This is a genomic window from Leptotrichia hofstadii, from assembly GCF_007990525.1.
In the GTDB taxonomy this organism is placed as follows: Bacteria; Fusobacteriota; Fusobacteriia; order Fusobacteriales; family Leptotrichiaceae; genus Leptotrichia; species Leptotrichia hofstadii.
The window spans coordinates 2,201,045-2,224,622 of sequence record NZ_AP019823.1 but is presented as its reverse complement, the minus strand read 5'-3'; the positions used below and the strand labels follow the sequence as shown (position 1 = coordinate 2,224,622).

General features: G+C 30.3%; 20 protein-coding genes. 11 read left to right on the top strand and 9 right to left on the bottom strand.

What is annotated here, in order from left to right:
* Positions 1 to 366: 366 nt before the first annotated feature.
* From FVE77_RS10480 to FVE77_RS10470, 3 genes are all read right to left on the bottom strand, one after another.
* A complete protein-coding gene (locus FVE77_RS10480; RefSeq protein WP_026746770.1) occupies positions 367 to 1,302 on the bottom strand; it encodes a metal ABC transporter solute-binding protein, Zn/Mn family in 936 nt (311 codons plus the stop codon).
* Positions 1,295 to 1,969 carry a metal-dependent transcriptional regulator gene (locus FVE77_RS10475; protein WP_006806026.1) on the bottom strand — a complete coding sequence of 225 codons (675 nt, stop codon included), beginning with the start codon at positions 1,967 to 1,969 and terminating at the stop codon, positions 1,295 to 1,297. The genes FVE77_RS10480 and FVE77_RS10475 overlap by 8 nt, the downstream gene beginning before the upstream one ends.
* A gap of 418 nt (positions 1,970 to 2,387) precedes the next feature.
* A complete protein-coding gene (locus FVE77_RS10470; protein WP_026746771.1) occupies positions 2,388 to 2,963 on the bottom strand; it encodes a biotin transporter BioY in 576 nt (191 codons plus the stop codon).
* A gap of 413 nt (positions 2,964 to 3,376) precedes the next feature.
* Between FVE77_RS10470 and FVE77_RS10465 the strand changes: the two genes are divergently transcribed.
* The 3 genes from FVE77_RS10465 (at position 3,377) to FVE77_RS10455 (ending at position 6,508) form a co-directional block, all read left to right on the top strand.
* Positions 3,377 to 5,569, top strand: a complete 2,193-nt coding sequence (locus FVE77_RS10465; RefSeq protein ID WP_051254518.1) for an anaerobic ribonucleoside triphosphate reductase — start codon at positions 3,377 to 3,379, stop codon at positions 5,567 to 5,569.
* Between the two features lie 37 nt (positions 5,570 to 5,606).
* The gene (nrdG, locus tag FVE77_RS10460) at positions 5,607 to 6,134 is read left to right on the top strand and encodes an anaerobic ribonucleoside-triphosphate reductase activating protein (protein WP_081690344.1); all 528 of its coding nucleotides are present in this window, start codon (positions 5,607 to 5,609) and stop codon (positions 6,132 to 6,134) included.
* Positions 6,135 to 6,268: 134 nt separating this feature from the next.
* Complete coding sequence (locus tag FVE77_RS10455; RefSeq protein ID WP_026746774.1) at positions 6,269 to 6,508, top strand: type B 50S ribosomal protein L31; 240 nt, start codon at positions 6,269 to 6,271, stop codon at positions 6,506 to 6,508.
* Between the two features lie 110 nt (positions 6,509 to 6,618).
* Here the strand turns inward: FVE77_RS10455 and FVE77_RS10450 are convergent, their stop codons facing one another.
* Together FVE77_RS10450 and FVE77_RS10445 are read right to left on the bottom strand one after the other, a co-directional pair.
* Entirely contained in the window at positions 6,619 to 8,142 is a 1,524-nt protein-coding gene (locus FVE77_RS10450; RefSeq protein ID WP_026746775.1) for a coproporphyrinogen III oxidase, read from the bottom strand.
* Entirely contained in the window at positions 8,143 to 8,967 is an 825-nt protein-coding gene (locus FVE77_RS10445) for an undecaprenyl-diphosphate phosphatase (protein WP_026746776.1), read from the bottom strand.
* Positions 8,968 to 9,119: 152 nt separating this feature from the next.
* Between FVE77_RS10445 and sfsA the strand changes: the two genes are divergently transcribed.
* The 4 genes from sfsA (at position 9,120) to pflA (ending at position 15,447) form a co-directional block, all read left to right on the top strand.
* Positions 9,120 to 9,860 carry a DNA/RNA nuclease SfsA gene (gene sfsA, locus FVE77_RS10440; protein ID WP_026746777.1) on the top strand — a complete coding sequence of 247 codons (741 nt, stop codon included), beginning with the start codon at positions 9,120 to 9,122 and terminating at the stop codon, positions 9,858 to 9,860.
* Between the two features lie 363 nt (positions 9,861 to 10,223).
* Complete coding sequence (locus FVE77_RS10435) at positions 10,224 to 11,657, top strand: hypothetical protein (protein ID WP_006806015.1); 1,434 nt, start codon at positions 10,224 to 10,226, stop codon at positions 11,655 to 11,657.
* 289 nt (positions 11,658 to 11,946) lie between these two features.
* Positions 11,947 to 14,178, top strand: coding sequence for a formate C-acetyltransferase (gene pflB / locus FVE77_RS10430; RefSeq protein WP_026746778.1), 2,232 nt, complete (start codon positions 11,947 to 11,949; stop codon positions 14,176 to 14,178).
* Between the two features lie 540 nt (positions 14,179 to 14,718).
* On the top strand, positions 14,719 to 15,447 hold the full coding sequence (gene pflA / locus FVE77_RS10425; RefSeq protein WP_026746779.1) for a pyruvate formate-lyase-activating protein: 729 nt from the start codon (positions 14,719 to 14,721) through the stop codon (positions 15,445 to 15,447).
* 139 nt (positions 15,448 to 15,586) lie between these two features.
* Here the strand turns inward: pflA and FVE77_RS10420 are convergent, their stop codons facing one another.
* The 4 genes from FVE77_RS10420 to FVE77_RS10405 form a co-directional block, all read right to left on the bottom strand.
* Positions 15,587 to 16,387 (bottom strand): 2'-5' RNA ligase family protein, encoded by an 801-nt coding sequence (locus FVE77_RS10420; protein WP_026746780.1) that lies wholly within the window; start codon positions 16,385 to 16,387, stop codon positions 15,587 to 15,589.
* 112 nt (positions 16,388 to 16,499) lie between these two features.
* Positions 16,500 to 16,808 (bottom strand): thioredoxin family protein, encoded by a 309-nt coding sequence (locus FVE77_RS10415; RefSeq protein ID WP_026746781.1) that lies wholly within the window; start codon positions 16,806 to 16,808, stop codon positions 16,500 to 16,502.
* A gap of 16 nt (positions 16,809 to 16,824) precedes the next feature.
* Positions 16,825 to 17,478: a 2'-5' RNA ligase family protein gene (locus FVE77_RS10410; protein ID WP_026746782.1), complete on the bottom strand. Its 654-nt coding sequence runs from the start codon at positions 17,476 to 17,478 to the stop codon at positions 16,825 to 16,827.
* Between the two features lie 127 nt (positions 17,479 to 17,605).
* A complete protein-coding gene (locus tag FVE77_RS10405) occupies positions 17,606 to 18,313 on the bottom strand; it encodes a type 1 glutamine amidotransferase (RefSeq protein WP_026746783.1) in 708 nt (235 codons plus the stop codon).
* Positions 18,314 to 18,490: 177 nt separating this feature from the next.
* Here FVE77_RS10405 and FVE77_RS10400 point away from each other — a divergent pair, with 177 nt between their 5' ends.
* The 4 genes from FVE77_RS10400 (at position 18,491) to FVE77_RS10385 (ending at position 23,578) form a co-directional block, all read left to right on the top strand.
* A complete protein-coding gene (locus FVE77_RS10400) occupies positions 18,491 to 19,942 on the top strand; it encodes a tRNA(Met) cytidine acetate ligase (RefSeq protein ID WP_026746784.1) in 1,452 nt (483 codons plus the stop codon).
* Between the two features lie 165 nt (positions 19,943 to 20,107).
* On the top strand, positions 20,108 to 21,061 hold the full coding sequence (locus tag FVE77_RS10395; RefSeq protein ID WP_036088182.1) for an alpha/beta hydrolase: 954 nt from the start codon (positions 20,108 to 20,110) through the stop codon (positions 21,059 to 21,061).
* Positions 21,062 to 21,385: 324 nt separating this feature from the next.
* The gene (locus FVE77_RS10390; protein WP_026746786.1) at positions 21,386 to 22,714 is read left to right on the top strand and encodes an MFS transporter; all 1,329 of its coding nucleotides are present in this window, start codon (positions 21,386 to 21,388) and stop codon (positions 22,712 to 22,714) included.
* Positions 22,715 to 22,759: 45 nt separating this feature from the next.
* Positions 22,760 to 23,578: a transketolase gene (locus FVE77_RS10385; protein WP_026746787.1), complete on the top strand. Its 819-nt coding sequence runs from the start codon at positions 22,760 to 22,762 to the stop codon at positions 23,576 to 23,578.

Genomic DNA, 23,578 nt, shown 5'->3' with positions numbered 1-23,578 from the left:
TTTTGAAAACAAAATTGAAACTCGCTACGTGAGACTTCGCTCAAACAATCAATTTTATTTCCAAAAAATCACGACATTTTTAATTTAGCTTAAACAGTTCTTTTTTCTTTAACAAATTTTGCTTAATATTTATTTTTATTAAATTAATTATTGTAATTAAATCAAAAAATACTTAGACGAGCCAGGATTGTAAAGGGGATGGCGACTGATCCCCTTTACGTTTAAAAAAGAAAAAACATGAAAAATATAGAAAAAATCTTCATTAACAAAAATTTTTTTATAGAACTCAAAAAAAAATTTAATTTGAATCCTTAGAAATAAAATTCGATTCTTTACAACCTTGTCAGTAAAAAATAATTACTATCTTTATTTTAAAGCATTTACAATGGTATCGGCGTTTGCTTTAACTGTTTTAATATAAGTTTCAGAGTTGTGTGCTTCATCTCCTAATGAGTCTGAGTACAATTCTCCACCTATTTTAACTTCTTTTCCTTTAGCTTTTACTGCTTCCTGAAGTGCTTCTATACTTTTTTTCGGAACAGAAGATTCTACAAATATTGCTTTTATATTTCTTTGAACAATGAAATTAGCTAAGTCGCTTATATTTTTTGTACCAGTTTCAGAATCTGTAGAAACACCTTGTATTGCTTTTACTTCTAGTCCAAATTGTTCTCCAAAGTAGTTAAATGCATCGTGAGCTGTTACAAGAACTCTGCTTTTTTCAGGAATTTCCTTAATTCTTGTTTTTACATAAGTTGTAAGTTCATTTAGTTCAGCTTTATATTTTTTTAGGTTTTCTTTGTAATATTCACTATTTTTAGGATCAAATTTACTTAATTCAGCTTCTACTGCCTCAGCTTCCTTTTCCCATAATTCTGTATTGAACCATACATGCGGATCAGGAGTATTTTGGTCAACTAGATGAATTTTACTTTTATCCAGTTTCTCTCCAACATTTAATATATTTTTGTTTTGAGAAGTTAATTTTTCAAAAATTTCTGTCATTTTACCTTCCAAATGTAATCCACCATAGACTATAATGTCAGCATTTCCAAGTTTTTCAATATCTCCTGCACTGGCACTGTATAAATGCGGATCTACTCCTTCTCCCATAAGTCCTGTAACTTCGACTTTATCTCCACCAATTGTTTTTACAAGGTCAGTAAGCATTGTCGTTGTTGTGGTAACTTTTATTTTTTTATCTGACGAAGCCCCACTTTTCCCACAAGATATTAGTAGCATCATTGCCACACATACTGCAATTACTAAATTTAATTTTCTAAGTATATTATTTTTACTCATAATCTATTTCCTCCGTGTCTTCATTTTTTTTGTAAACTTTAATCATAGTTGCTGCATTAAAAGCTACTGCTTTTTCATGATCTGCTTTACTTTTTAAATATATTGGCCCATCAAACGGATCCTTTTTGTCGACAATATATTCTTCCTTTAAATTTATATTCAAATCTCGTAGATAATCATATAATTCGATATTATCTTCGACACTTAATATAACAACTTCGTCATCTTCCTCAGCTTCAGACAATTTTATAATATTTTCTTCATTGAAGTTTTTTACATCATAGAAAATTGGACTGCCATGTGGACATTCTTTAGGGTAAAATAAGAATTTTTCCAGTTTTTGAAGTAACTTATTGCTTGTTACATGCTCCAAAATTTCTGCTTCCTTATGTACTTCCTCTTTATCATATCCTAGCCTTTCAAATAAAAAAACTTCCCAAACCCTATGTTTACGTATAATATCAAGTGCAAATTTATTCCCCTTTTCAGTAAGTTTTACTGTTTTTTTGTCAATAGTTAAATAATCATCATTTACCAGCTTTTTTATCATTTCGCTGACTGAAGCTGGAGATATATTTAAATATTCTGCAAGTTTTTTATTAGAATATTCCTTCTTTTTTTTCAAAGTGTATATTCCTTTTAAATAATCTTCTATACTTCTGCTCATCCCAACTCCTTCCTTTTTTAGTTTGACCTAATTTATAAATTAGGCTAACCTAATAACGTTATAATGTTACCACTAAACACCTTGATTGTCAAGACTTCTTTAATAATTTTTTTAGACAATGCACCCAGAAGCTTTAATATCACGCTAATTAAAATTAATTTGAACATAAAAATAAAAAGTACATTTAATAATATTAGAATTTTTATCTGAATATTAAAAAATGTACTTTGTTTGAAAGGTTTGACAGAAGCTGTTATAATAAACTGTTTTATATACAACTCTTCTAAATCAATTCAAATTAATTTTTCTCCGCTCATATTGTATAATATTTTTTTAGAATTACAGCGTAACCTTAGTTACATAAAAAAATTCCCATCTAAATTTTTTATAAAAATGGGAATTTATAGTATTTAAAATTTTATTGTTTATCATTTTTAGGAACAAATTTCCATAATGTTGGAACTAAAGAGGCAACTACCAACATTTTTAGAGTATCTCCTATTAAGAAAGGATAAACCCCTAATTTAAATACGTCTTTGTTAGGTACAAATAACGATAATTGCAATATTCCTAATGCATAAATAATTACATTGGCAATTATTAATGCTAAAATTGTTTTTGCATAAGATTTTGTAAACCCCTTGTCAGCCAAATATCCTAGAAATATTGCAGCAACAATATATCCGAAAACATATCCGCCACTTGGTGAAAATAGTACACCTGTTTTAAAGTTGGCAAAAACAGGAATCCCCACTGTACCAGCTGCTACATATGAAAGAATAGTTGCTGTTGCTAATTTTCTACCGTATAACAGTCCTATTAATGTAACTGCAAATGATCCAAGAGTAATTGGTACAGGTTTTAATGGAATTAAGATTTGTGCCAGTATAGATAAAAACACAGTTCCACCAAATACTAAAAGAATATTTCTCAAAATTTCCTTTTCTTTTGTTTCAATTTTAACAATGCTGTTAATTAGTGCATTCTGTTTCATAAGAAAACCTCCATATTTTTATTTATATACAATATTGTAACACTTGTAATATCAAAAGTCAATAAAATCATTTTTTTTATTTTTCAAAATAAATAAATTTTAAATTGAAGAGGGAATAAATAATCTATGCAATATATGATTAAAGGAAAATAAATAAATTTTTTTTATCCAAAACAAGGGGAGTGAAAACGAAAATAATTTATAAAAATGGCTAATTATGGAATTATATATATTTTTTATGAAACTTGAAAAACACAAAATATTGTGTTATCATTATGTTATCGAAACTATATATAGTGTTTTTTGTTAAAAATACGTTTGAATTATTGATAATGAGAAGGGGACTGGGAATTGATGGCTTGTAAATTTTTAGAGATAGGAAACTGGGTACAGAAAATGAGGGAGGAATAGAAATGCAACCACAATTGACAGAAAATTTGAAAAATATAATAGCAGGGATAGTGAATGTTGAGAGCAATGACACATGTAATGAGAATGCCAATATGTCTTCAATGACTCCAGCTGGACAAATGATGAAGTTTGCAAGTGAAGTGTCAAAGATCTATGCTTTGGAAAATTTGGTATCTCCAAAATTCAAGGAAGCTCATGAAAAAGGCTTTATTCATATTCACGATTTGGATTTTTATTCCAGTAAGACTACGACTTGTTTGCAGTATGACTTGGCAGATATGTTTGAAAAGGGGTTTTATACTAAGCATGGATATATTCGGGAAGCACAGAGCATTTCTACTTATGCCACTCTTGCTACAATTATTTTTCAGACAAACCAGAACGAGCAGCATGGCGGACAGGCAATACCCGCATTTGATTTTTACATGGCAAAAGGTGTGTTAAAATCATTTAGACGACACTTAAAAAGAAGAATCTTGAGTTTTGCTGAAATTAGAAATGGAGTAGAAATTACAAAAGAATTTGAAAATAATGCAAAAGAATTTCTGCTAAAAAATATTTCATCAATTAAATGTAATGAAAATGAAATAAAATTGCTTGAAGAATATTTTGAAATAAATAAAAATGATTTGATAAAATTACTGGTGGAAGCGTATGAAGATACTAAAAATGAAACTTATCAGGCAATGGAAGGATTTTTACACAATCTAAATACAATGCACTCACGTGGAGGGAATCAAGTCGTATTTTCTTCTATAAATTATGGAACAGACACTTCAGAAGAAGGGCGAATGGTAATTCGTGAACTGTTAAAGGCGACATCTAGCGGGCTTGGAAAAAATGAAACTCCAATTTTCCCAATACAGATTTTTAAAGTGAAGGAAGGACTTAATTACACTGAAAATGATTATAATTTAGCTCAAAGTGATTTTGATGTGGCACTGGAAAGTGTAAAAAATCAAAAAATTTCTTATGAAAATGAACTGGAAGATAAAAAAATAAAGTTTGAAGCGCCAAATTTTGATTTATTGCTGTTGTCCTGTGAAACTTCCAGCAGAAGACTGTTTCCGAACTTTGTATTTCTAGATTCAGAATTTAATAAACATGAAAAATGGAGAATAGACGATCCTGAAAAATATAAATATGAAATTGCAACAATGGGTTGCCGTACACGTGTCTTTGAAAACATAAATGGTGAAAAGAGCAGTCTTGGACGTGGAAATTTATCATTTACGAGCATAAATTTTCCTAGAGTTGCCATTTTAACAAGAAAAAATGTAGAAAATGAAATTGCGGAAATGGAAAAAGCTAAAAAATTTGCAAATGAGGAAGAAAAAAATAATAAAAAAATAGAATTACTGACAAAGGAATTCCAAAAAAGAGTATTGGAACTGACTTATCTTGCAGGAGAACAGCTTTACGAGCGTTATAATTTCCAAAAAACAGCTTTGGCAAAACAATTTCCATTTATGAGAAGCAACAATCTGTGGAAGGGACTTGGTCTAAAAGACGGGAACGAGGAAGTGGCAGAAGCGATAAACTCAGGTTCACTTTCGATAGGATTTGTAGGTGGAGCAAACGCAATGTATGCTTTATTTGATGCAGAACACGGAACAAGCGAAATTGCCTATAAAGTGCTTTACAACACGATTGAAAAAATGGGAACAGTTGCAGATGAGTTTAGGGACAAGTATAATTTGAACTATTCGATTTTAGCAACTCCAGCAGAAAGTCTGGCGGGAAGATTTTTACGTATTGATAAAAATGATTTTGGAGTAATCAAAAATGTCACGGACAGGGATTATTACGTAAATTCATTCCATATTGACGTAAAAAAAGAAATCAGTCTTTTTGATAAAATAAGGAAAGAGGCACCGTTTCATAAATTAACAAAAGGTGGGCATATTACTTATGTGGAACTGGACGGGGAAGCTCGTAAAAATATGGGTGTTATGCTAAAAATTGTAAAAGTAATGAAAGATACAGGAATTGGCTACGGATCGATAAACCACCCTGTTGACAGATGTAGAGATTGCGGAACCGAAGCGATAATTTATGATGAATGTCCAATTTGCAAAAGCCATAATATTTCCAGAATCAGAAGAATAACAGGGTATCTCACAGGAGATTTAGATAGCTGGAACAGTGCAAAGCAAGCTGAAGAGCACGACAGGGTAAAACACGGAGTAAGATAGGATAATTTTGAGATTTGTGAGAAAGAGGTAAAATAAAGTGGGCAAAGTCAAAGTTAAGGCATCAGAAAAAAATTTGAAAAATGATTTTACATTAAGACTCTTAATGACTTATAAAGAGACGATTGTTGACGGTGTTGGACTTCGTTATTCACTTTATTTTGCTGGCTGTTCCCACGCCTGTCCTGGTTGCCACAACGAATATTCGTGGAATCCAAAGCACGGGAATCTCCTAACTTATGAAAAATTAGAAGAAATTGCCAAAGAAATAAATGAAAATACATTACTTGATGGCATCACAATAAGTGGAGGAGATCCACTTTTTAATCCAGTGGATATGTTAAAAGTGCTGAAATTTTTGAAGGAAAAAACGAAAAAAAATATTTGGCTTTATACTGGCTATACGCTGGAGCAAGTGCTAGAAGACGAACTTCGGAGAAAATGTCTTGAGCATGTCGATGTTTTGGTGGATGGGCGATTTGTGAAAGAACTGTATGATCCTAATTTAAAGTTTAGAGGAAGCAGTAATCAGAGAATCATAAAAAAAGAAGATTTTTTTATAAAATGAAAAATATTTATGAATAAAAAAGTGGCTGTTAAAAATTCCAATCCAAGACACTTGAAAATTAAAGAAAAATATGATATTATTATATGAAATATTGAAAATAATTATAGTTATAAATAGAAAGGAGCATAAATATCATGAAGAAAGATTTACATCCATCATACGGATTCATAGTGTTTGAAGATACAAGCAACGGAGAAAAATTCTTAGGAAAATCTACAAAAACTTCTAAAGAAACAACAACTTTTGAAGGACAGGAATATCCAGTAATAAAAGTTGCAACAAGTTCAACTTCTCATCCATTCTACACTGGAAAATCTAAATTTGTTGATGAAACTGGAAGAGTTGATAAATTTAAGAAAAAATACAACTTATAATTTAAAAATATTAGAAACAGGGAGCAGTTCATTCTCTGTTTTTTATTTTTCCAATTTTTATTTTGAAGAAAAAAAGGAGAAAAACTTTCGTAGCTATCTCCTTATTAGCATTATTTGCTAAACAATGTCTTAATTTCAGATTTTTTCTGTTCCAGCCGATCTTCCAGCTCATTCATCCACACCAGCGGATCTTTAGGATTTACGAGCCTTTTTATATTATCTCGATTTTTTTCTTCATCAAACCAGATAAGTTTCGTAATAGCTCCAGCTCCAATTCCAATAATTGTCTTATTTTCCTCAATCATTTCTATATTATAAATCGACTCGCTTCCATTTAGTGAATATCCTAGATTTTCTCCCCATTGAAAGCTATTTTTCTGGCGATACATATAATATGGAAAAAGCTCTTTATTTTTAGTTACATTTTCGATTTTTTCGTAAATTTTTTCATAATCTAATATGTCTTCATGAATATAATTTTCTTTGTTAAGACGACTTGCATTTTTTATTGCTAGATTATGAATTGTCAGATTTTCCATATCGTATTTGGAAATTTCTTCCATTGTATACAAAATATCTTCTGTAGTTTCACGTGGCAAGCCTAAAATCAAGTCCATATTTATTTCCAATCCATAATTTTTAGCAAGTTTGTAAACATTATCAAACTGTTCCCTGTCGTGATAACGATTTACAAGTTTTAAAGTTTTTTCATTAAAAGACTGCGGATTTATACTAATTTTATTTATTCCATAGTTTTTGATAATAGCTAATTTTTCTTCATCCAGCGTATCAATTCTTCCTGCTTCAAATGTAAATTCCTTTAAATAATTCAAATTATAGTTTTCTTTTACAGTTTCTAGCAATTTGTCAATTTCTTCTGCCGTTAAGATTGAAGGTGTTCCTCCACCAATATAAATTGTGTTGATTTTTAAATCAAGTTCCTGCGTTAATTGTCCGATTTCACGGATTTCGTGGTAAATTGACTCTATGTATTCATCATATCGCTCTGCATATTTCCCACGTAGCAGATAGGCTGGGAATGAACAGTATGAGCATTTTGTAGGGCAAAAGGCAATTCCGATATAAATTCCGATTGTTTCTTTGTCCAGATATGGCTCTTGACGTTTTACAATGTCTAGCAGAAGATTTCTTTTTTCATTGCTTACAAGATATATTTTTTCCAATATTTCGTTAATTTCATTATAAGATAACCCCATCTTTAAAAAACGCCCTACAATCTTTGTAGGACGTACTCCTATTAAAATACCCCATTTATATTCATTTTTTTTATCAAAAAGTTTCATCAAGGAACTTTTTGCCATAACTTCTGCCTGATCAAAATATTCTTCATTGACTTTCTTATGTGAAAATGTTACTTCTTTTAAAATTTTTCTATTTTTATTATCAATTAATACTGTATTTACAGTAATTCTTTCTGTGTTATCACTTTCTGAATCTTTTAGTTTTCCACAATTATTGTCAAAGTTTTCCACATTTTGATTTTTTCTAAAATTAACACTAATTTCCACATCATTTTCACTATTTTCCGAAAGAATATCATAATGCTCAGGTAAAAGCACACGTATAAATTCCTCAAGTTTATTCTGATTAATCTCAATATTCGCTCTTATCATCTATTTTATAGCTCCCATAAAGTATAATAACAGCACAACTATCCCAAGAACAATCCGATAATATCCAAATATCTTGAAATCATGCTTTTTAATGTAATTCATAAATACTTTTATCACAGCATATGCAAATACAAATGACAGCACAAAACCTAATGCAATTAAAAACCATTCATATCCACTTAAAGCTGTACCAAGTTTCACTAGTTTTAAAAGTGTCGCCCCAAGCATTGTCGGAATCGCAAGAAAAAATGAAAATTCCGTTGCTAAAACTCTATTTAATCCAAGCAAAACTCCACCAATAATTGTAGCAGCCGATCTCGAAGTTCCAGGAATCATCGCAAGACACTGAAACAGCCCTACTCCAATCGCAGTTTTTACTGACATCTGAGTAATTGAAGTAATTCCGCCTTCCTTTTTCTTCCTAGATTCAAGCCAAATAAGTATAACTCCATAAATAACCAACATTACTGCCACAACTACCGAATTAAACAGTACTTTGTCAATAATATCATCAAAAAGAAGTCCCAGCACAACTGCAGGAAGCACTGCAATTACTATTTTTATCCACATTTGAATAATATCTGCTCTTTGACTCTTGCTAAGCCCTTTTGCAAATGGAAAAATTCTTTTCCAATAATACACAACTACCGATAAAATCGCCCCTAACTGTATAATTATCTTGAATGCGTTGGCAAACTCCTCATTTTGTGAAAGTTGCAAAAACTGATCTACAATAATCATATGCCCTGTACTGCTGACAGGTATAAATTCTGTAAGCCCTTCCACAAGGCTTAAAATAAATACTTTAATAATATCTGCAAACATAATATTTTCCTTTCTTTTTATTAAACCTATTTTTTAAATTATCATTTATTATATCACATATTTTTTACTTTATTAATAGTCATAAAATTTTCTTGTTTATTTATTTTAAATATGATATTCTAAAATCATAACTACTTAAAGAGGAAAGACAAATGAAAAAAAATAAAATTCTTTATACAATAAATTACGATAAAATCGTAAATTTCAAAGAAAGGGTTACTCGATTTACAGTTAGATTTGAATTTAAAAGCAACTGTAAAAATGAAGATTATTCTGGAGAAGATTTTGCTCATTTGCATGATACAGGCAGGCTAACAGAATTATTGATTGACGGGGCTGAACTGCTTATAAAAAAGGCTAATAATGAGAACCGAAAAACTAGATGGGATGTAATCGCAGTAAAGGTTCATGGAGAAATTATACTTATTAATACAGCTTTTCATCGCTACATTACAGAATCTATATTTAACAATGCACAAATTTCCCCATTTGGAAAGCTTTTGTATATAAAGCCTGAAATTAAGCATAATAATAGTAAACTTGATTTTTACCTGGAAACTGAAAAAGATAAAATTTATGTCGAAGTGAAAGGCTGTACTTTGGTAAATGGAAAAACTGCTCAATTTCCTGGCTCCCCTTCCGTGCGTGCCTTAAAACATCTGAAGAAGCTCATAGAACTTAAAAAAGAGGGATTTAGGACGGCTGTCTTTATTTTGATTTTTAGAAAATCAGAAATTTTTGCACCTGAACATATTATCGACAGGGAATTTTCAGAAGCTTTTTACGAAGCGATAAAAAATGGAGTGGAAATTTATCCAATGCTTTTGGAGTACAGGAAAGATGGAAAAGTGTGTTTTGTGAAAAATATAGAAGTGGCTAAAAGAATATTTTAGAAATATAGATATTTTCAGAAGGGAGAGAACGAAAAAAGTTTTTTCCCTTTACTTAATTTACAAGTTAAAACATTTCTTCAAGACATTTTAATCAAAAAAATTAATATCTTTTTAGTGAAAAAATCGTAATTAAATCAGAAAAAACCATGATTAGATAATGTTATTCATATTATACTTAACCCATAATTTAATTTTAAATTAATTTTATATAATCGTTGAAAACTTAATATTTACAGGCTGTTTTTAATAATTCAGAAAATCAGAAATGTAATCTAAAAAAATAAACTCATAATTGTTATTATGAAAACGCTCGCAATAATCACTATTGCAGGGCAAATAACGATTATGGGGTGAAAATAGGTAGTGAAAATTGATTTTAATGAAAGCGATTTGTTACGTGAAATATTAAATTTTAAAATTGCTGACAGAAAACATATCGAAGAAAAATACAGCTTTAAAAATTTGGATTACACGCTTGACAACTTAAATAATTTTTTGCTTGAAAACAACAACGACATAATACACAAGGATAAAAATCATCTCTTCTACTTTGGGAAATATAATGAGGACATGTTCAGGATAGAAGACAGGGAAATAAATATGAAAATGACGTTCCGTAGGGAACTTATTACGCTGATTCTGCTCTTTGGAAACGAAAAACTGAATATTTACAAGTTCAATAAGAACATAAGAAGAATTCAGGAAAACAACAGAAATATACAAAATGATTTAAGGCAGGTGCTGAAAATATTTGGGATAAAGTATTCTGAATATGAAAAATCAAGAAATATAGAAAGGCTATTTGAAGAAAGAGGATATGATTTTAAGGAGCTGAAGGAAAGCTATCTGAGGGAAATGCTGTCCAGAAGGACTGAAAGGAACCATCTAGGAAAAAGCACCTATCAGGAGAATCTTTATTTTAAAATTGCTGAAGAGGTGCTGGGAATAAAAAATATAAGATATATAAAAAAAATAATTTTTTCATACATAGAGAAATTTACGGATATAGTCTCAGTAAATGAAAAATATGCAATGCTTACCTACTTTCTTTTGAATGTAAGGAACGAAGAAATAAAAAGCAGATACAATGTAAAGAAAAATAATGAAAATGAAGAATTTTTTACAATGATGGATAAAATTTTTAAAAAAGGAAAGGTGGAAGTAAGCTCAAAACTTGTAACAATATTTTATAAAAAGCTGCACAAAAAAAGAAAAAATGTAGACAATCTAATAACTGCTATAAATGACCAGCTGCTGATTGAAAAGAACGTAAAACCTGCAGGGATGGAAAAGTTGAAAATGGAAAAATTCAGGCAGGAAGGTAAAATAAAGGTTTATGATATTGCCGAAACATCAATAAATTTTGAAGATGAAAATCTTTTTGGAAAACAGATTATAAAAAAATATGTTCATGTGGATAAAGTTCCAAAAATTCCAACACTTATAATATTTGACCTGGAAGAGGATGAAATTATGAAAGCGTTTGGAAGAATCAAAAAAATATTTAATTTTCTGATAATATTAAAAGCAGAACATCTCAAAAATTTTAAAAAGCTTCTGACAAGAAGGAATGGACGATATGAACAAATTTTACTGATTTCTAGTTCAAAATTTATAAATGTGATAAAAAATTTTTCAGATACCCCAATATATCATTTTGAAGTGGAGAAGGAGAGAGGAGCCTTGAAAAACAGAGCAAATTTCTTGGTACAGATGATATACTTGAGAACAGCAATGATAAAATATCTGGAATTAAAAAAAGAACGAAAAATATTTCCTAAAAAAACAAAACGTTAAAATATATATAATTTTTATAAAAAATAAAATTAAAGAGGTTGTTTATGTTTATAAAACAAAATATAAAAAAATATTATAAACCCTCTGAATATAACAAGTTATTTTTTTCACTATTTATCAGAAGTTTTATAGATTTTTGTTTGAAAAAAAATATTAAAAATTTTTATAAAATATGTTTGCTTTTGAAAATTTTTTGAGGTATAATAACATATAGAGTGAGAACAATATTATAACGATTACAAAACAAAGTAAGTAAATAAAAAAAATTGAAAGGATGTGTTGTTAAATAATGAATGCATGGAGAGGATTTAAAGAAGGAAACTGGCAAAACAACATTGATGTTACAGAATTTATCAGATTAAATTACACTGAGTACTTGGGAGATGACAGCTTTTTGGAAGGACCAACAGAAGCTACTACTGAATTGTGGAAAAGTCTTTCAGAAAAATTCAAGGTAGAAAGGGAAAAAGGTATTTATGATGCAGAAACTAAAATACCTTCACAAATTGACGCTTATGGAGCAGGATACATCAATAAGGATTTGGAACAAATCGTAGGATTGCAAACTGACGCTCCTTTAAAAAGAGCAATTTTCCCAAATGGTGGATTGAGAATGGTAAAAAACAGTTTGGAAGCATTTGGGTACAAATTAGATCCTGAAACAGAAGAAATTTTTACTAAATATAGAAAAACTCATAATGATGGGGTTTTCTCAGCATACACTGATCAAATCAGAAAAGCAAGAAAAACTGGTATTATAACTGGACTTCCTGATGCTTACGGACGTGGAAGAATTATTGGAGATTACAGAAGAGTTGCACTTTATGGAGTGGACAGACTGATTGCTGACAGACAAGATCAATTGAAAAATATGGATCCTGCTGAAATGACAGAAGATGTAATAAGACTTAGAGAAGAAATTTTTGAACAAATTAAAGCATTACATGCATTAAAAAGAATGGCTGAAGCTTATGGGTTTGATATTTCACAACCTGCAACTAATGGTAAAGAAGCAGTACAATGGTTATACTTTGCATACTTAGCCGCTACAAAAGATCAAAATGGAGCTGCAATGAGTATTGGAAGAACTTCTACATTCCTAGATATTTTCTTGGAAAGGGATTTGCAAGAAGGAACTTTGACTGAAAAAGAAGCTCAGGAAATAATGGATCACTTTGTTATGAAATTAAGAATAATCAGATTCTTAAGAACACCTGAATACGATGCATTATTCTCAGGAGATCCAGTTTGGGTAACTGAATCAATCGGTGGTATCGGAGAAGATGGAAGATCATTAGTTACTAAGAACTCATTCAGAATTTTACATACATTGTACAACATGGGAACTTCGCCTGAACCAAACTTAACAGTTTTATGGAGTGAACAATTACCTGAAACTTGGAAAAAATTCTGTGCTAAAGTATCAATTGATACATCATCAGTACAATATGAAAATGACGATATTATGAGACCACAATTTGGTAATGACTATGGAATCGCATGCTGCGTATCTCCAATGACTATCGGACACCAAATGCAATTCTTTGGAGCAAGAGTAAACTTGCCAAAAGCATTATTATATGCAATTAATGGTGGAAAAGATGAAAAATTAAAAATACAAGTAACTCCAGAAGGACAATTTGAGCCAATTAAGAGCGAATATCTTGAATTTGATGAAGTATGGGAAAAACTTGATAAAGTATTAGACTGGTTAGCTTCAACTTATGTTAAATCATTGAATATTATTCACTATATGCATGATAAATATTCTTATGAAGCATTAGAAATGGCATTGCATGATGTTCATATCAGAAGAACAGAAGCATTTGGAATTGCAGGATTATCAATTATTGCAGATTCATTGGCAGCTATTAAATATGGTAAAGTAAAAGTTGTAAGAGATGAAGAAGGGGATGCAGTTGATTATATCAATGAAAAAGATTATGTTCCATTCGGAAATAATGACGATGCGACAGATCAGTTTGCAGTAGACATTACAAGAAGATTTATGAACAAATTAAGAACTCATAAAATGTACAGAGATGCAACTCCTACACAATCTGTATTAACAATTACTTCAAACGTAGTATATGGTAAGAAAACAGGAAATACTCCTGATGGAAGAAGAGCTGGAGCACCATTTGGACCAGGAGCAAACCCTATGCATGGAAGAGATACAAGAGGAGCTGTTGCTTCACTTGCGTCAGTAGCCAAAATCCCATTTGAAGATGCAAACGATGGAATTTCTTACACATTCGCAATTACACCAGAAACATTAGGTAAAAATTCAAATGAAAAACAAACTAACCTAGTTGGATTAATGGATGGATATTTCAATCAAACAGGACATCACTTGAATGTAAACGTATTCGGAAGAGAATTGTTGGAAGATGCAATGGAACATCCTGAAAATTATCCTCAATTAACAATCAGAGTTTCTGGATATGCAGTAAACTTCGTTAAATTGACTAAAGAACAACAATTAGATGTAATTAACAGAACAATATCAAATAAAATGTAATTTAAAATTGATAAAAAATCTGAAAATTAACCGATAATTTTCAACTAATATGAGAAATGTCGCATAGTTTCATAAAATATGAGTTATGCGGCATTCTTTTCTATTATATGATAATTTATACTAAACTCCGTTTAATACTAAAACCCATTTAAATAACGAATTTATTATAAATTTTTCTAATAAAGGATATAAATCTAGTATTTTCAAATAATTTAAGATATAATTTTCGTTTTTTAAATAGAATCTAACACGAACTAATCCGTCGGAGCATTTTTCTGTGCTGGCAAAACTGTTTGAGCATAGCGAGTTTTTTGTCAGTGCAGGAAAATGTCGTAGACTAGCCATAGGTTGTAGGATTTGCGGCAATGAGCAATCCTACGAAAATGAAAAATAAAAAAATTGAATAGTTATGAATTAGCTATTGGAGAATCCTATTATAAAAATTTATTCTCATTTTTAAACGAGGTTTAGTATAAAATAAAGTTTAAGTTATCGAATAATTTATTGAATAAAAAAAGAAAGAGAGAAATTGATATGGAAGTGAAAGGGTATATACATTCGTTTGAATCATTTGGGACTAAAGATGGGCCAGGAATTAGATTTGTGCTATTTTTACAGGGGTGTCCGCTTAGATGTCTGTATTGCCATAATGTTGATACTTGGGAAATTAAAGATAAAAAAATGGTAATGACTGCACAGGAAGTTATGAAGGAGATTTTGAAAGTAAAAGGATTTATAAAGACTGGAGGAGTTACAGTTTCTGGAGGAGAACCTTTAATGCAGCCTGAATTTTTGATGGAGCTGTTTAAGCTTTGTCGTGAAAATGGGATTCAAACGGCACTTGATACATCCGGATATATTTTCTCTGATAAGGCAAAACAGGTGCTTGAGCTTGTTGATATGGTTCTGCTTGATATTAAGCACATAAATCCTGAAAAATATAAAATATTGACTTCAGTGGAGCTTGATAATACATTAAAATTTGCAAAATATTTGAATGAGATTAATAAGCCGACTTGGCTAAGATATGTGTTAGTTCCTGGATATTCTGATGATGAAAATGATTTACATGAGTGGGCAAAGTTTACTTCCCAGTTAAAGAATGTGGAAAGAGTAGATGTTTTGCCATTTCACCAAATGGGGCAGTATAAATGGGAAAAAGTTGGGAAAGAATATAAACTGAAAGACACTCCAACACCAACGAGAGAATTAGTTGAAAAAGCTGAAGGAATTTTTAGATCTTATGGGTTAAAATTACTAGGTAAATAAAATTAAGGGAATTGGTTCTAGTTTTTTGTTAAAAGTTAGAAATGATTCCCTTTTGATTTATTTTAATTATTTTTCCAGCTCTTTTATTCGGTAACTTACATTAAATTTTATGTAAAAAAGGAGTTTGAGCATATTTCAATTAGCCGGTTAAACTTTGTGAATAAATTATCTCTTTTGTATGCCCTGAGTTATTTGCCTTACCAATTCCTATACTAATTGCTTTAGTTTTGAAGGGAGTAAAAGTATAATTTGAGATAAATGAATTTATTTTGGATGAATTTTCCTGAGTAAGCAAGGTTACATGCGGATTAAAGTTTATAAACACATCCGGAGAGCCATATAAATTGAACAATTTTTCTTTTTCAGGAAAGTATTTTACCCACTCAGGCGTTTTTATGTCTTTCTTACGGTATTTAGTTAGGTTGACTGTAATTTCATCTGCAAGCTGCTGAATATTTTGATTATTTTTGGCATAAACTGCAAGCGTTTTTCTTTCTGTTTTTTCTAACTTGTAAAATTCCATATCAAACGATTTTGTCTGGCTTGCAATTTTCTCGACAGTTTCCTTGATTTTATATAGAGAATTTTTTTCATATTTTGTAAGATATAATGTTACATGTATAACATATCCTTGTGTATAAAGGTTTTCAATTGCATTTTCCTCTAATTTTTTTGAAATATTTTTAATATTTTTAGTTGCACGATTATCCATAATTATGAAAACGTTATAATTTTCATTTGAACTGGAATTGGAACCAAAATATTCAAATAAGATTGCTCCTACAATAATAATTAAGAATACTGAACCAATGTCTAGATTATTAAAATTTTGATCTGAAGCAGAAACGTTAGCCTCGTCATTAGAAGTACTGTAATCGGCATTGGAAAAAATATTAAAACAAAGTAGTATGAAAGCTAAAAAAAATATTTTTTTTATCATAATAAAGCCTCCTGGAATTTCTATTTTAGATTACTTTTATTTATTATCATTATACCTTAAAAAAATCTAAAAACAATGTTTAATAAATATTTTAGTTAGCTTTGATTATTTTTTATATAATCTGTTCAATTCTATAATTTAATTCGTCAAAATCAATAATTTTAGCTTGTCTGTGTATCTCTCTGCCTTTATAAAATAGAATAACTACTGGGACTGAAAATAGACTTAATTGCCCAACAGCTTCAGGAATTTCAGATGCTTTGATATAATAAGCGGGGAAATTTTGTTCATTAACAATTTTCTCAACTTTTGGCATATCAACCTGACAAACGCTGCAATTATTCATTGAAACGTATAATAAAAAATATTCTTCTTCTTTTATTTTATTAAGTATTTGTTCATAATTTTCAAGTTTTTTCATAGAATTTTTTCCTTTTTTATTTTTTAAATTTTACCGAATAAATTATATTTTTTGCTTGCCCCAAATCGTCAACTTGAGCGATTCCTATACCAATGACTTTAGATTTGAAAGGTTTAAAATCATATTTTGAAGTAAATGCATCTATTTTTGCTGAATCTTCTGGAGTAAGTAAAGTTATGTGCGGATCAAAACTTGTAAATACGTTTGGAGAGCCGTACAAATTAAAGGATTTTACTTTTTCAGGAATAGATTTTGCCCAGTCGGGAACTTTTGCGTCCTTTGCACGATATTTGTTTAAGCTGACTGTTATTTCATCTGCAAGCTGTTGTATAGCTTCATTGTTTTGAGCATCAAGCATAAACCAGTTTCCGCCAGTTTTTCTTAATCTGTAAAATTCTATATCAAAGGATTTTGTCCGATTTGCAATCTTATTGACAGTATCCTTTATTGTTTTTAGTGCTTCAGGCTTATATTCTGTAAGGTAAAGAGTCAGATGGACTGCATATCCTTTGGAATAAAGGCTTTCAATTCCTGCATCTTTAAGCCCTTTTGAAATGTTTTCCACATTTTTAGCTGCATTGTTATCCATAATTACAAAAACATTATAATTTACATTGGAAAAAACGTTGATACAAAACATTAAAAAAATCGAAAAAAATAATTTTTTCATAATAAAACCTCCTAAATTTTTTGTTTCAAATTACTTTTACTACAATTATATCTTAAAATATTTTAAAAACAAGATTTAAACAATATTTTAGCCTAAATTTGACTGATTTCAATACGTTTATTTTATTTTATTTTTTTGTAAGTTTATATAAAAATTCATAAAGAAGATTATTCATTTCATCATAGCTATTGTTACGTATTGTTTGAGAAGATTGAACAAAAGGTAAAGTTTGGCTATCCTGCTCAAGAGTTTTATCTGAATCTATTAATAATTCAGTTAGAGCTTTTGTAAATTCGAGATGACATTGAAAGCCATAATGTTTTTCGCTGTATTTTATAATCTGGCGTGGACACCCTTTACTTGCTGCCAAGACTTTTGCAGTATCTGTTAATCCTGGCATATCACTATGCCAATGCCCTACAGTAGCTTGTTTTCCAAAATGCTTTATTTTATCGTCTTTCAGTCCGTCTTTTGTCAGTTCAATTAGAAAATTTCCTATTTCACGGAAAGGGCTTTTTTCTGTTTTTCCACCAAATGCTTCTCCCAGCAATTGAGCGCCAAGACATACTCCAACTACAAATTTATTTGCCTTTACAGCCTTTCTAATTAATTCAATTTCAGCTTTTGCATCAAAATAGGGAAACTCGCTGTTATCTCCAATAGGACTCTGCGGTCCGCCCATCACTATCAAAAAATCTAATGAATCTGTATTTTCAGGCAACTTTTCATATTGATATACTTTTGTTGTGGAAATATCGTGTCCAGAAAGTGCTGCCCAAGCAAGATAAGCTCCTGGCGCTTCAAATGCTTCGTGTAATATAAAGTGTATTTTCATTGGTGTTCTCCTTTAGTTTTTGAGTTTATTATATAATTTTCTATAAGATATTTCAATAGAGGAATTTTAAAGTATAAATTTAAAGAAATTTTATAATAAAATTGAAAAAACTTATAAAAATCATCTTGATATATGGTATAATATATATAATGTAAGAAAAGTTTTTAGGAGAGAAAATTGTTGAAAATAGGAATTGTGGCTGAATATAATCCATTTCACAATGGACATTTGTATCAAATCAGGAAAATTAAAGAGATATTTGGTGAAGATGTCTTGATTGTAGTAGTGATAAGCGGAGATTTTGTTCAGCGGGGAGAAATTTCGTTTTTGGATAAGTGGGAGAAAACACATGCTAGCTTAGGATGCGGAGTTGACTTAGTTGTGGAGTTGCCACTTTATTATTCAATTCAGAATGCGGAAATTTTTTCAAGGATGGCAACAAAAATTTTGGATTATTTGGGTATAGATATTCAGGTTTTTGGAGCGGAAGAGGAAAATATTGAGGTTTTGCAAAAAGTGCTTGAACTGCAGAAAAGGCAGGATTATAAGGACAAGCTTATGGAATATATGAAAAAAGGCAACAGTTACAGCACTTCTCAAAGACTGGCATTAAAGGAATATAATTTAGATGGAATTGTGAAGTCAAATAATATTTTGGCTCTGGAATATATGCGTGAGATAGAAAATAGCAATCTTAAAATAAAACCGTATATTATAAAAAGAGAAATTTCAGAATATAATGAAGAGAACGTTTCTGAGGATAGGGAAGAGTTTGCTAGTGCTTCGTTTTTGAGAAATGAGCTGGAAAAGATTTTGGATAAATTTTCTGAAGAAAAATTTGATTTTGAAAAAATAAAAAATTCTATTATTGAAAAAAAATGTAGTTTTTTAAAAGATAGAGGAGTAGAAAATTCAAAAGAAATTGTTAAAAAAAATTATAATTTTGAGAAAAAGCAAAATATTAGGGAAAAAATAGATTTAGAAAGTTTGAAAAATGTAAAAACAGAAGAAAGAATCTTTTTAAAACTAGAAGAAATTCAGAAATTTTTACCAGAAAAATCATTTGACATTATTTTTAAAAGTTTGGAATGGAAGATAAATAACAGATTTAGTGGAGATAAAATAAAGGAAGAAATCTTTAAAATTGTAAAATATAAGATTTTGACAGAAAAAATAATGGAAATATATGATATAACTGAAGAAATTTATGCTAGAATATACGGAACAATGTTGAATTCGCAAAAATATATAGAATTTTTGAAAAATACAAAATCTAGAAATTTATCGAATAAACGTGTAGAACGGATTATTTTGAATATTTTATTAAATATAAAAGCTGATATGATGGATTTTGAAATAAATTATGTAAGAATTTTAGGCTTTAATAAAAAGGGTCAGGAGTATTTGAAAGAAATTCGTGAAAATAATAAAATTGAAAATTTTAATATGGAAAATAATTTTCAGAAAAAAAATATCTTTGTAAATTGGAAGGATATTGAAAAATCTGGAAATTTTGAAATTCAAGAAAACTTTTTGGAAAAAATAAAAGTTGAAAAGAATGGATTTCTGATAAAGGAATTAATTTTAGGCAAAAAAGAGAAGTTAAATCCGATTGTTTGTTTAGATTGAATTGTTTTAACAAATAAAATATAAAAAATTATAAAAGTGAATAATGATAATCTTTATACAGCGAAAAGTTAATACATTTGCTCAGAAATAAGATAAAAATGAAAAAATATTATATTAATGAATTTTATAAATAAAAAATAAAAAGAATAGGAGAGGATTATAGGAATGGGATTGTTAATAACAATTAATGTGCTGTTTATGATATTTTTCTTTGTGATAGCATATATGTCGATACGGTATTTTATTAATCAGATTGAAAAATACCCGAGAGTTACATTTGAAGAGGTGTATAACAGTAAAAAATTGAGACAGAAGTATAATATTGAGGATAATAAGGCAAATCCTTATGATTATGGGTATAATTTTAAGGAAATTGAGTATAAGTCAGGGAAAATACAGCTTTATGGATGGCTTATTGAGAATAAGGAAGCTACAAAAACGATGATTATTTCGCATGGTCGTGGTGTAAATAGACTCGCTTCGTTACAATATTTGGAAATGTTTAAAAATATTGGACTTGACAAGGAGTATAATTTTTTTATTCCAGATTTGAGAAACTCTGGAAAGTCTGATGTGGCTAAAACTAAGATGGGGTACTGCTTTGGACAGGATATTTTTCATACAATGGAAATGCTTAATGAAAAATTTGGGAAAAATAATTTTACGCTATATGGATTTTCACAAGGGGGAATAGGTTCCGCCATTGCATCTAAAATGTATATAAAAACGCTTCGGAAAAAAGGAATAGTTATTGATAAGCTTATATTAGACAGTTCGATTTCGAATATAAGAAAGAGAATTAAGGAAGATGCAAAAAAACGTCGTGTTCCAAAATTTATTGTAAGTGTTATTGTAAGAATTTTTAATTTAAGAGTTGGAAGTCATCTTGATAAGCTTAGATTATCGTATTTGCTAAAAAGAATACCTACTTTGATAATTCAATCTAAAAATGACAAGGCTACAACTTACGGAATGCTTATGGAAGAGTATAACGAACTTGCACAGAATGAAAATATCAAGCTAAAAGTTTTTGAAAAAGGTTCACACACAAGAATTTATGCTGATCCTGAGTGTAAAGATGAATATGCTGAGGCAGTAAAAGAGTTTTTAACAAATTAAAGTTATAAAAAAATGTTTCTAAATAATTAAAATGTATTTTATAAATCGACGGAGCTTTTATTTGTTCAACTACGATTGTCTGACGACTGGAAGGAGGAGTTTCGGAGTTGGATAAATAAAAGTCGGAGTCTAGCCATAGGTGCAGGATTTGCGGCAATGAGCAATCCTGCGAAAAATAAACAAAATAATTTAATATTGGAAATTAGAAATTATGTTAAATATAAGAAGTTCTAATTTAGCATATAATTCAAAATTTATTAAATAATTGATATTTAAATGGAGAATAATATAAACAATATAAAAAACAGAAAGGTAGAAAATTTAATGAGTTTAAGATTAACGAAAAAAAGTTACATAATTTACGGGCTTGGGGTTTCATATTTTATGATTGACCAGATTTATAATCAATGGCTGTCATATTACTATTTGCCGCCTGAAACAGAGAAAAATTTAGTTCCGCTGTTAAAGCCGCAATATTTAGTTCTAGCGTTTATTTTTGCAAGAATTATTGATGCAGTATCAGATCCCGTTGTGGGATTTTTATCTGATAACTCAAAATCACGGTTTGGGAAAAGATCAATATTTATGCTAGTTGGAGGATTACCGCTTGGGATTCTTACGGTTATGTATTTTTATCCAATTAAAAGTTCGCAGATGGCAACGCTTATTTATTTATCGGTCGTTGGAGGACTGTATTTTACGGCATATACTTTAGTCGCGGCACCGTATAACGCTCTAATTCCAGATTTGGCTTCAAATAAGGAAGAAAGGCTTAATCTTTCTACAATGCAGTCAACTTTTAGGCTCATATTTACTGGGGTTGCGATGGTTCTGCCGGGTATTTTGATTTCAAAATTGGGAATGGTAAATGGGGTACTGAATACAGAAGTTGGAATACGTAAAACAGTAATTTTGATTACAATATTGTCAGTTTTGGGGATTTATGCGTGTATATTTTTTCTAAAGGAAAAGCAGCTTACACAAAATCGTCCTAAGACTGAATCGCTTGGGTTTATGAAATCAATTTCACATTTGAAGGATAAGGAAATTATTTTGTACTTTTTAGGATATTTCTTTTTCTTTTGCGGATTTAACATACTTCGTGGAGATTTGACATATTATTTGAGCGCTGTAATGCAAAAGGATATTAAATATTTGACTGTAATATCAGTTGTGCTGTTTGGAATGGCGGGGCTGTTTTTTCCGATTACAAATAAGTTTGGGAAAAAATATTCGTACAAGAAAATATTGATTGTGGATATGCTGCTTTTAATAATCGGTACTTTTGGTCTATTGTTTATTAATAAAAATAATTCAATTTTTGCATATTTGCTTTTTGTAATTTGTGGAACAGGATTAAGTGGTGCAGCCTTTATTTTCCCGCAGGCAATGCTTAGTGAAATTTCTGCAAAGTTGTCAGAAACAAAAAAAGTAAGTTTGGAAGGCTTTATGTTTGGAATACAGGGAATGTTTTTAAAATTGGCATTTCTAGTGCAGCAAGTTGTTCAGTCAACTTTACTTGTTGTGGGAAATCAGAATGTTCAGAATGGCGTGAAAGGTGCAACTGAAGTTGGAGTGAAAGTGACACTTGTCGTGGCGTTAGTGCTGTTTGGCGTTTCGCTGTTTTTCTATAATTTGAAAAAAGAGGATTAATTTTAGTTAATTATTGATATTTATAAATAAAAAATGGAGGTTTTTATGAAAATTGAAGATTTGCAAAAAGAGGCAAAAACATTGAGAAAAGATATTATTGAAATGATTTACAGGGCAAAATCAGGACATCCGGGAGGTTCACTTTCGATTGCTGATATTCTGGCTGTGCTTTACTGGAAGGAAATGAACATTGACCCAGAAAATCCAAAAATGGAAAACAGGGACAGACTGGTTCTTAGTAAAGGGCATGCCGCTCCTGCGCTATATGCGGCGTTGATTGAAAAAGGATTTTTAGGAGATGAAGGGAAGAACCTTATTCCAACACTTAGAAAATGGCACTCTCCGCTTCAAGGGCATCCTGACATGAAAAAACTGGCTGGAGTTGAAATGTCAACAGGCTCGCTTGGGCAAGGACTGTCCGCGGCAAACGGAATGGCTTTGAGCGCAAAAATTTACAATAACGATTTCAGAGTCTATACAATCTTAGGAGATGGAGAATTGCAGGAAGGTCAAGTTTGGGAAGCAGTTATGACTGCAGCGCATTACAAGCTTGACAATTTAGTTGCGATAGTTGACTATAACAACTTGCAGATTGACGGAAAAGTTTCGGATGTAATGGATGTCGCTCCAGTTGGGGAAAAGTTCAAGGCTTTCAAATGGAATGTAATCGAGATTGACGGACACAATTATGAAGAAATCATAAATGCTCTTGACACAGCAAGAACAGTTAAGGAACAGCCGACAGTAATAGTTGCAAACACTGTAAAAGGAAAAGGGGTTTCATTCATGGAAAATAACGCTGGATTCCACGGGGCTGCTCCAAATGATGAAGAATACAAGAAGGCAATGGAAGAATTGAGTTAA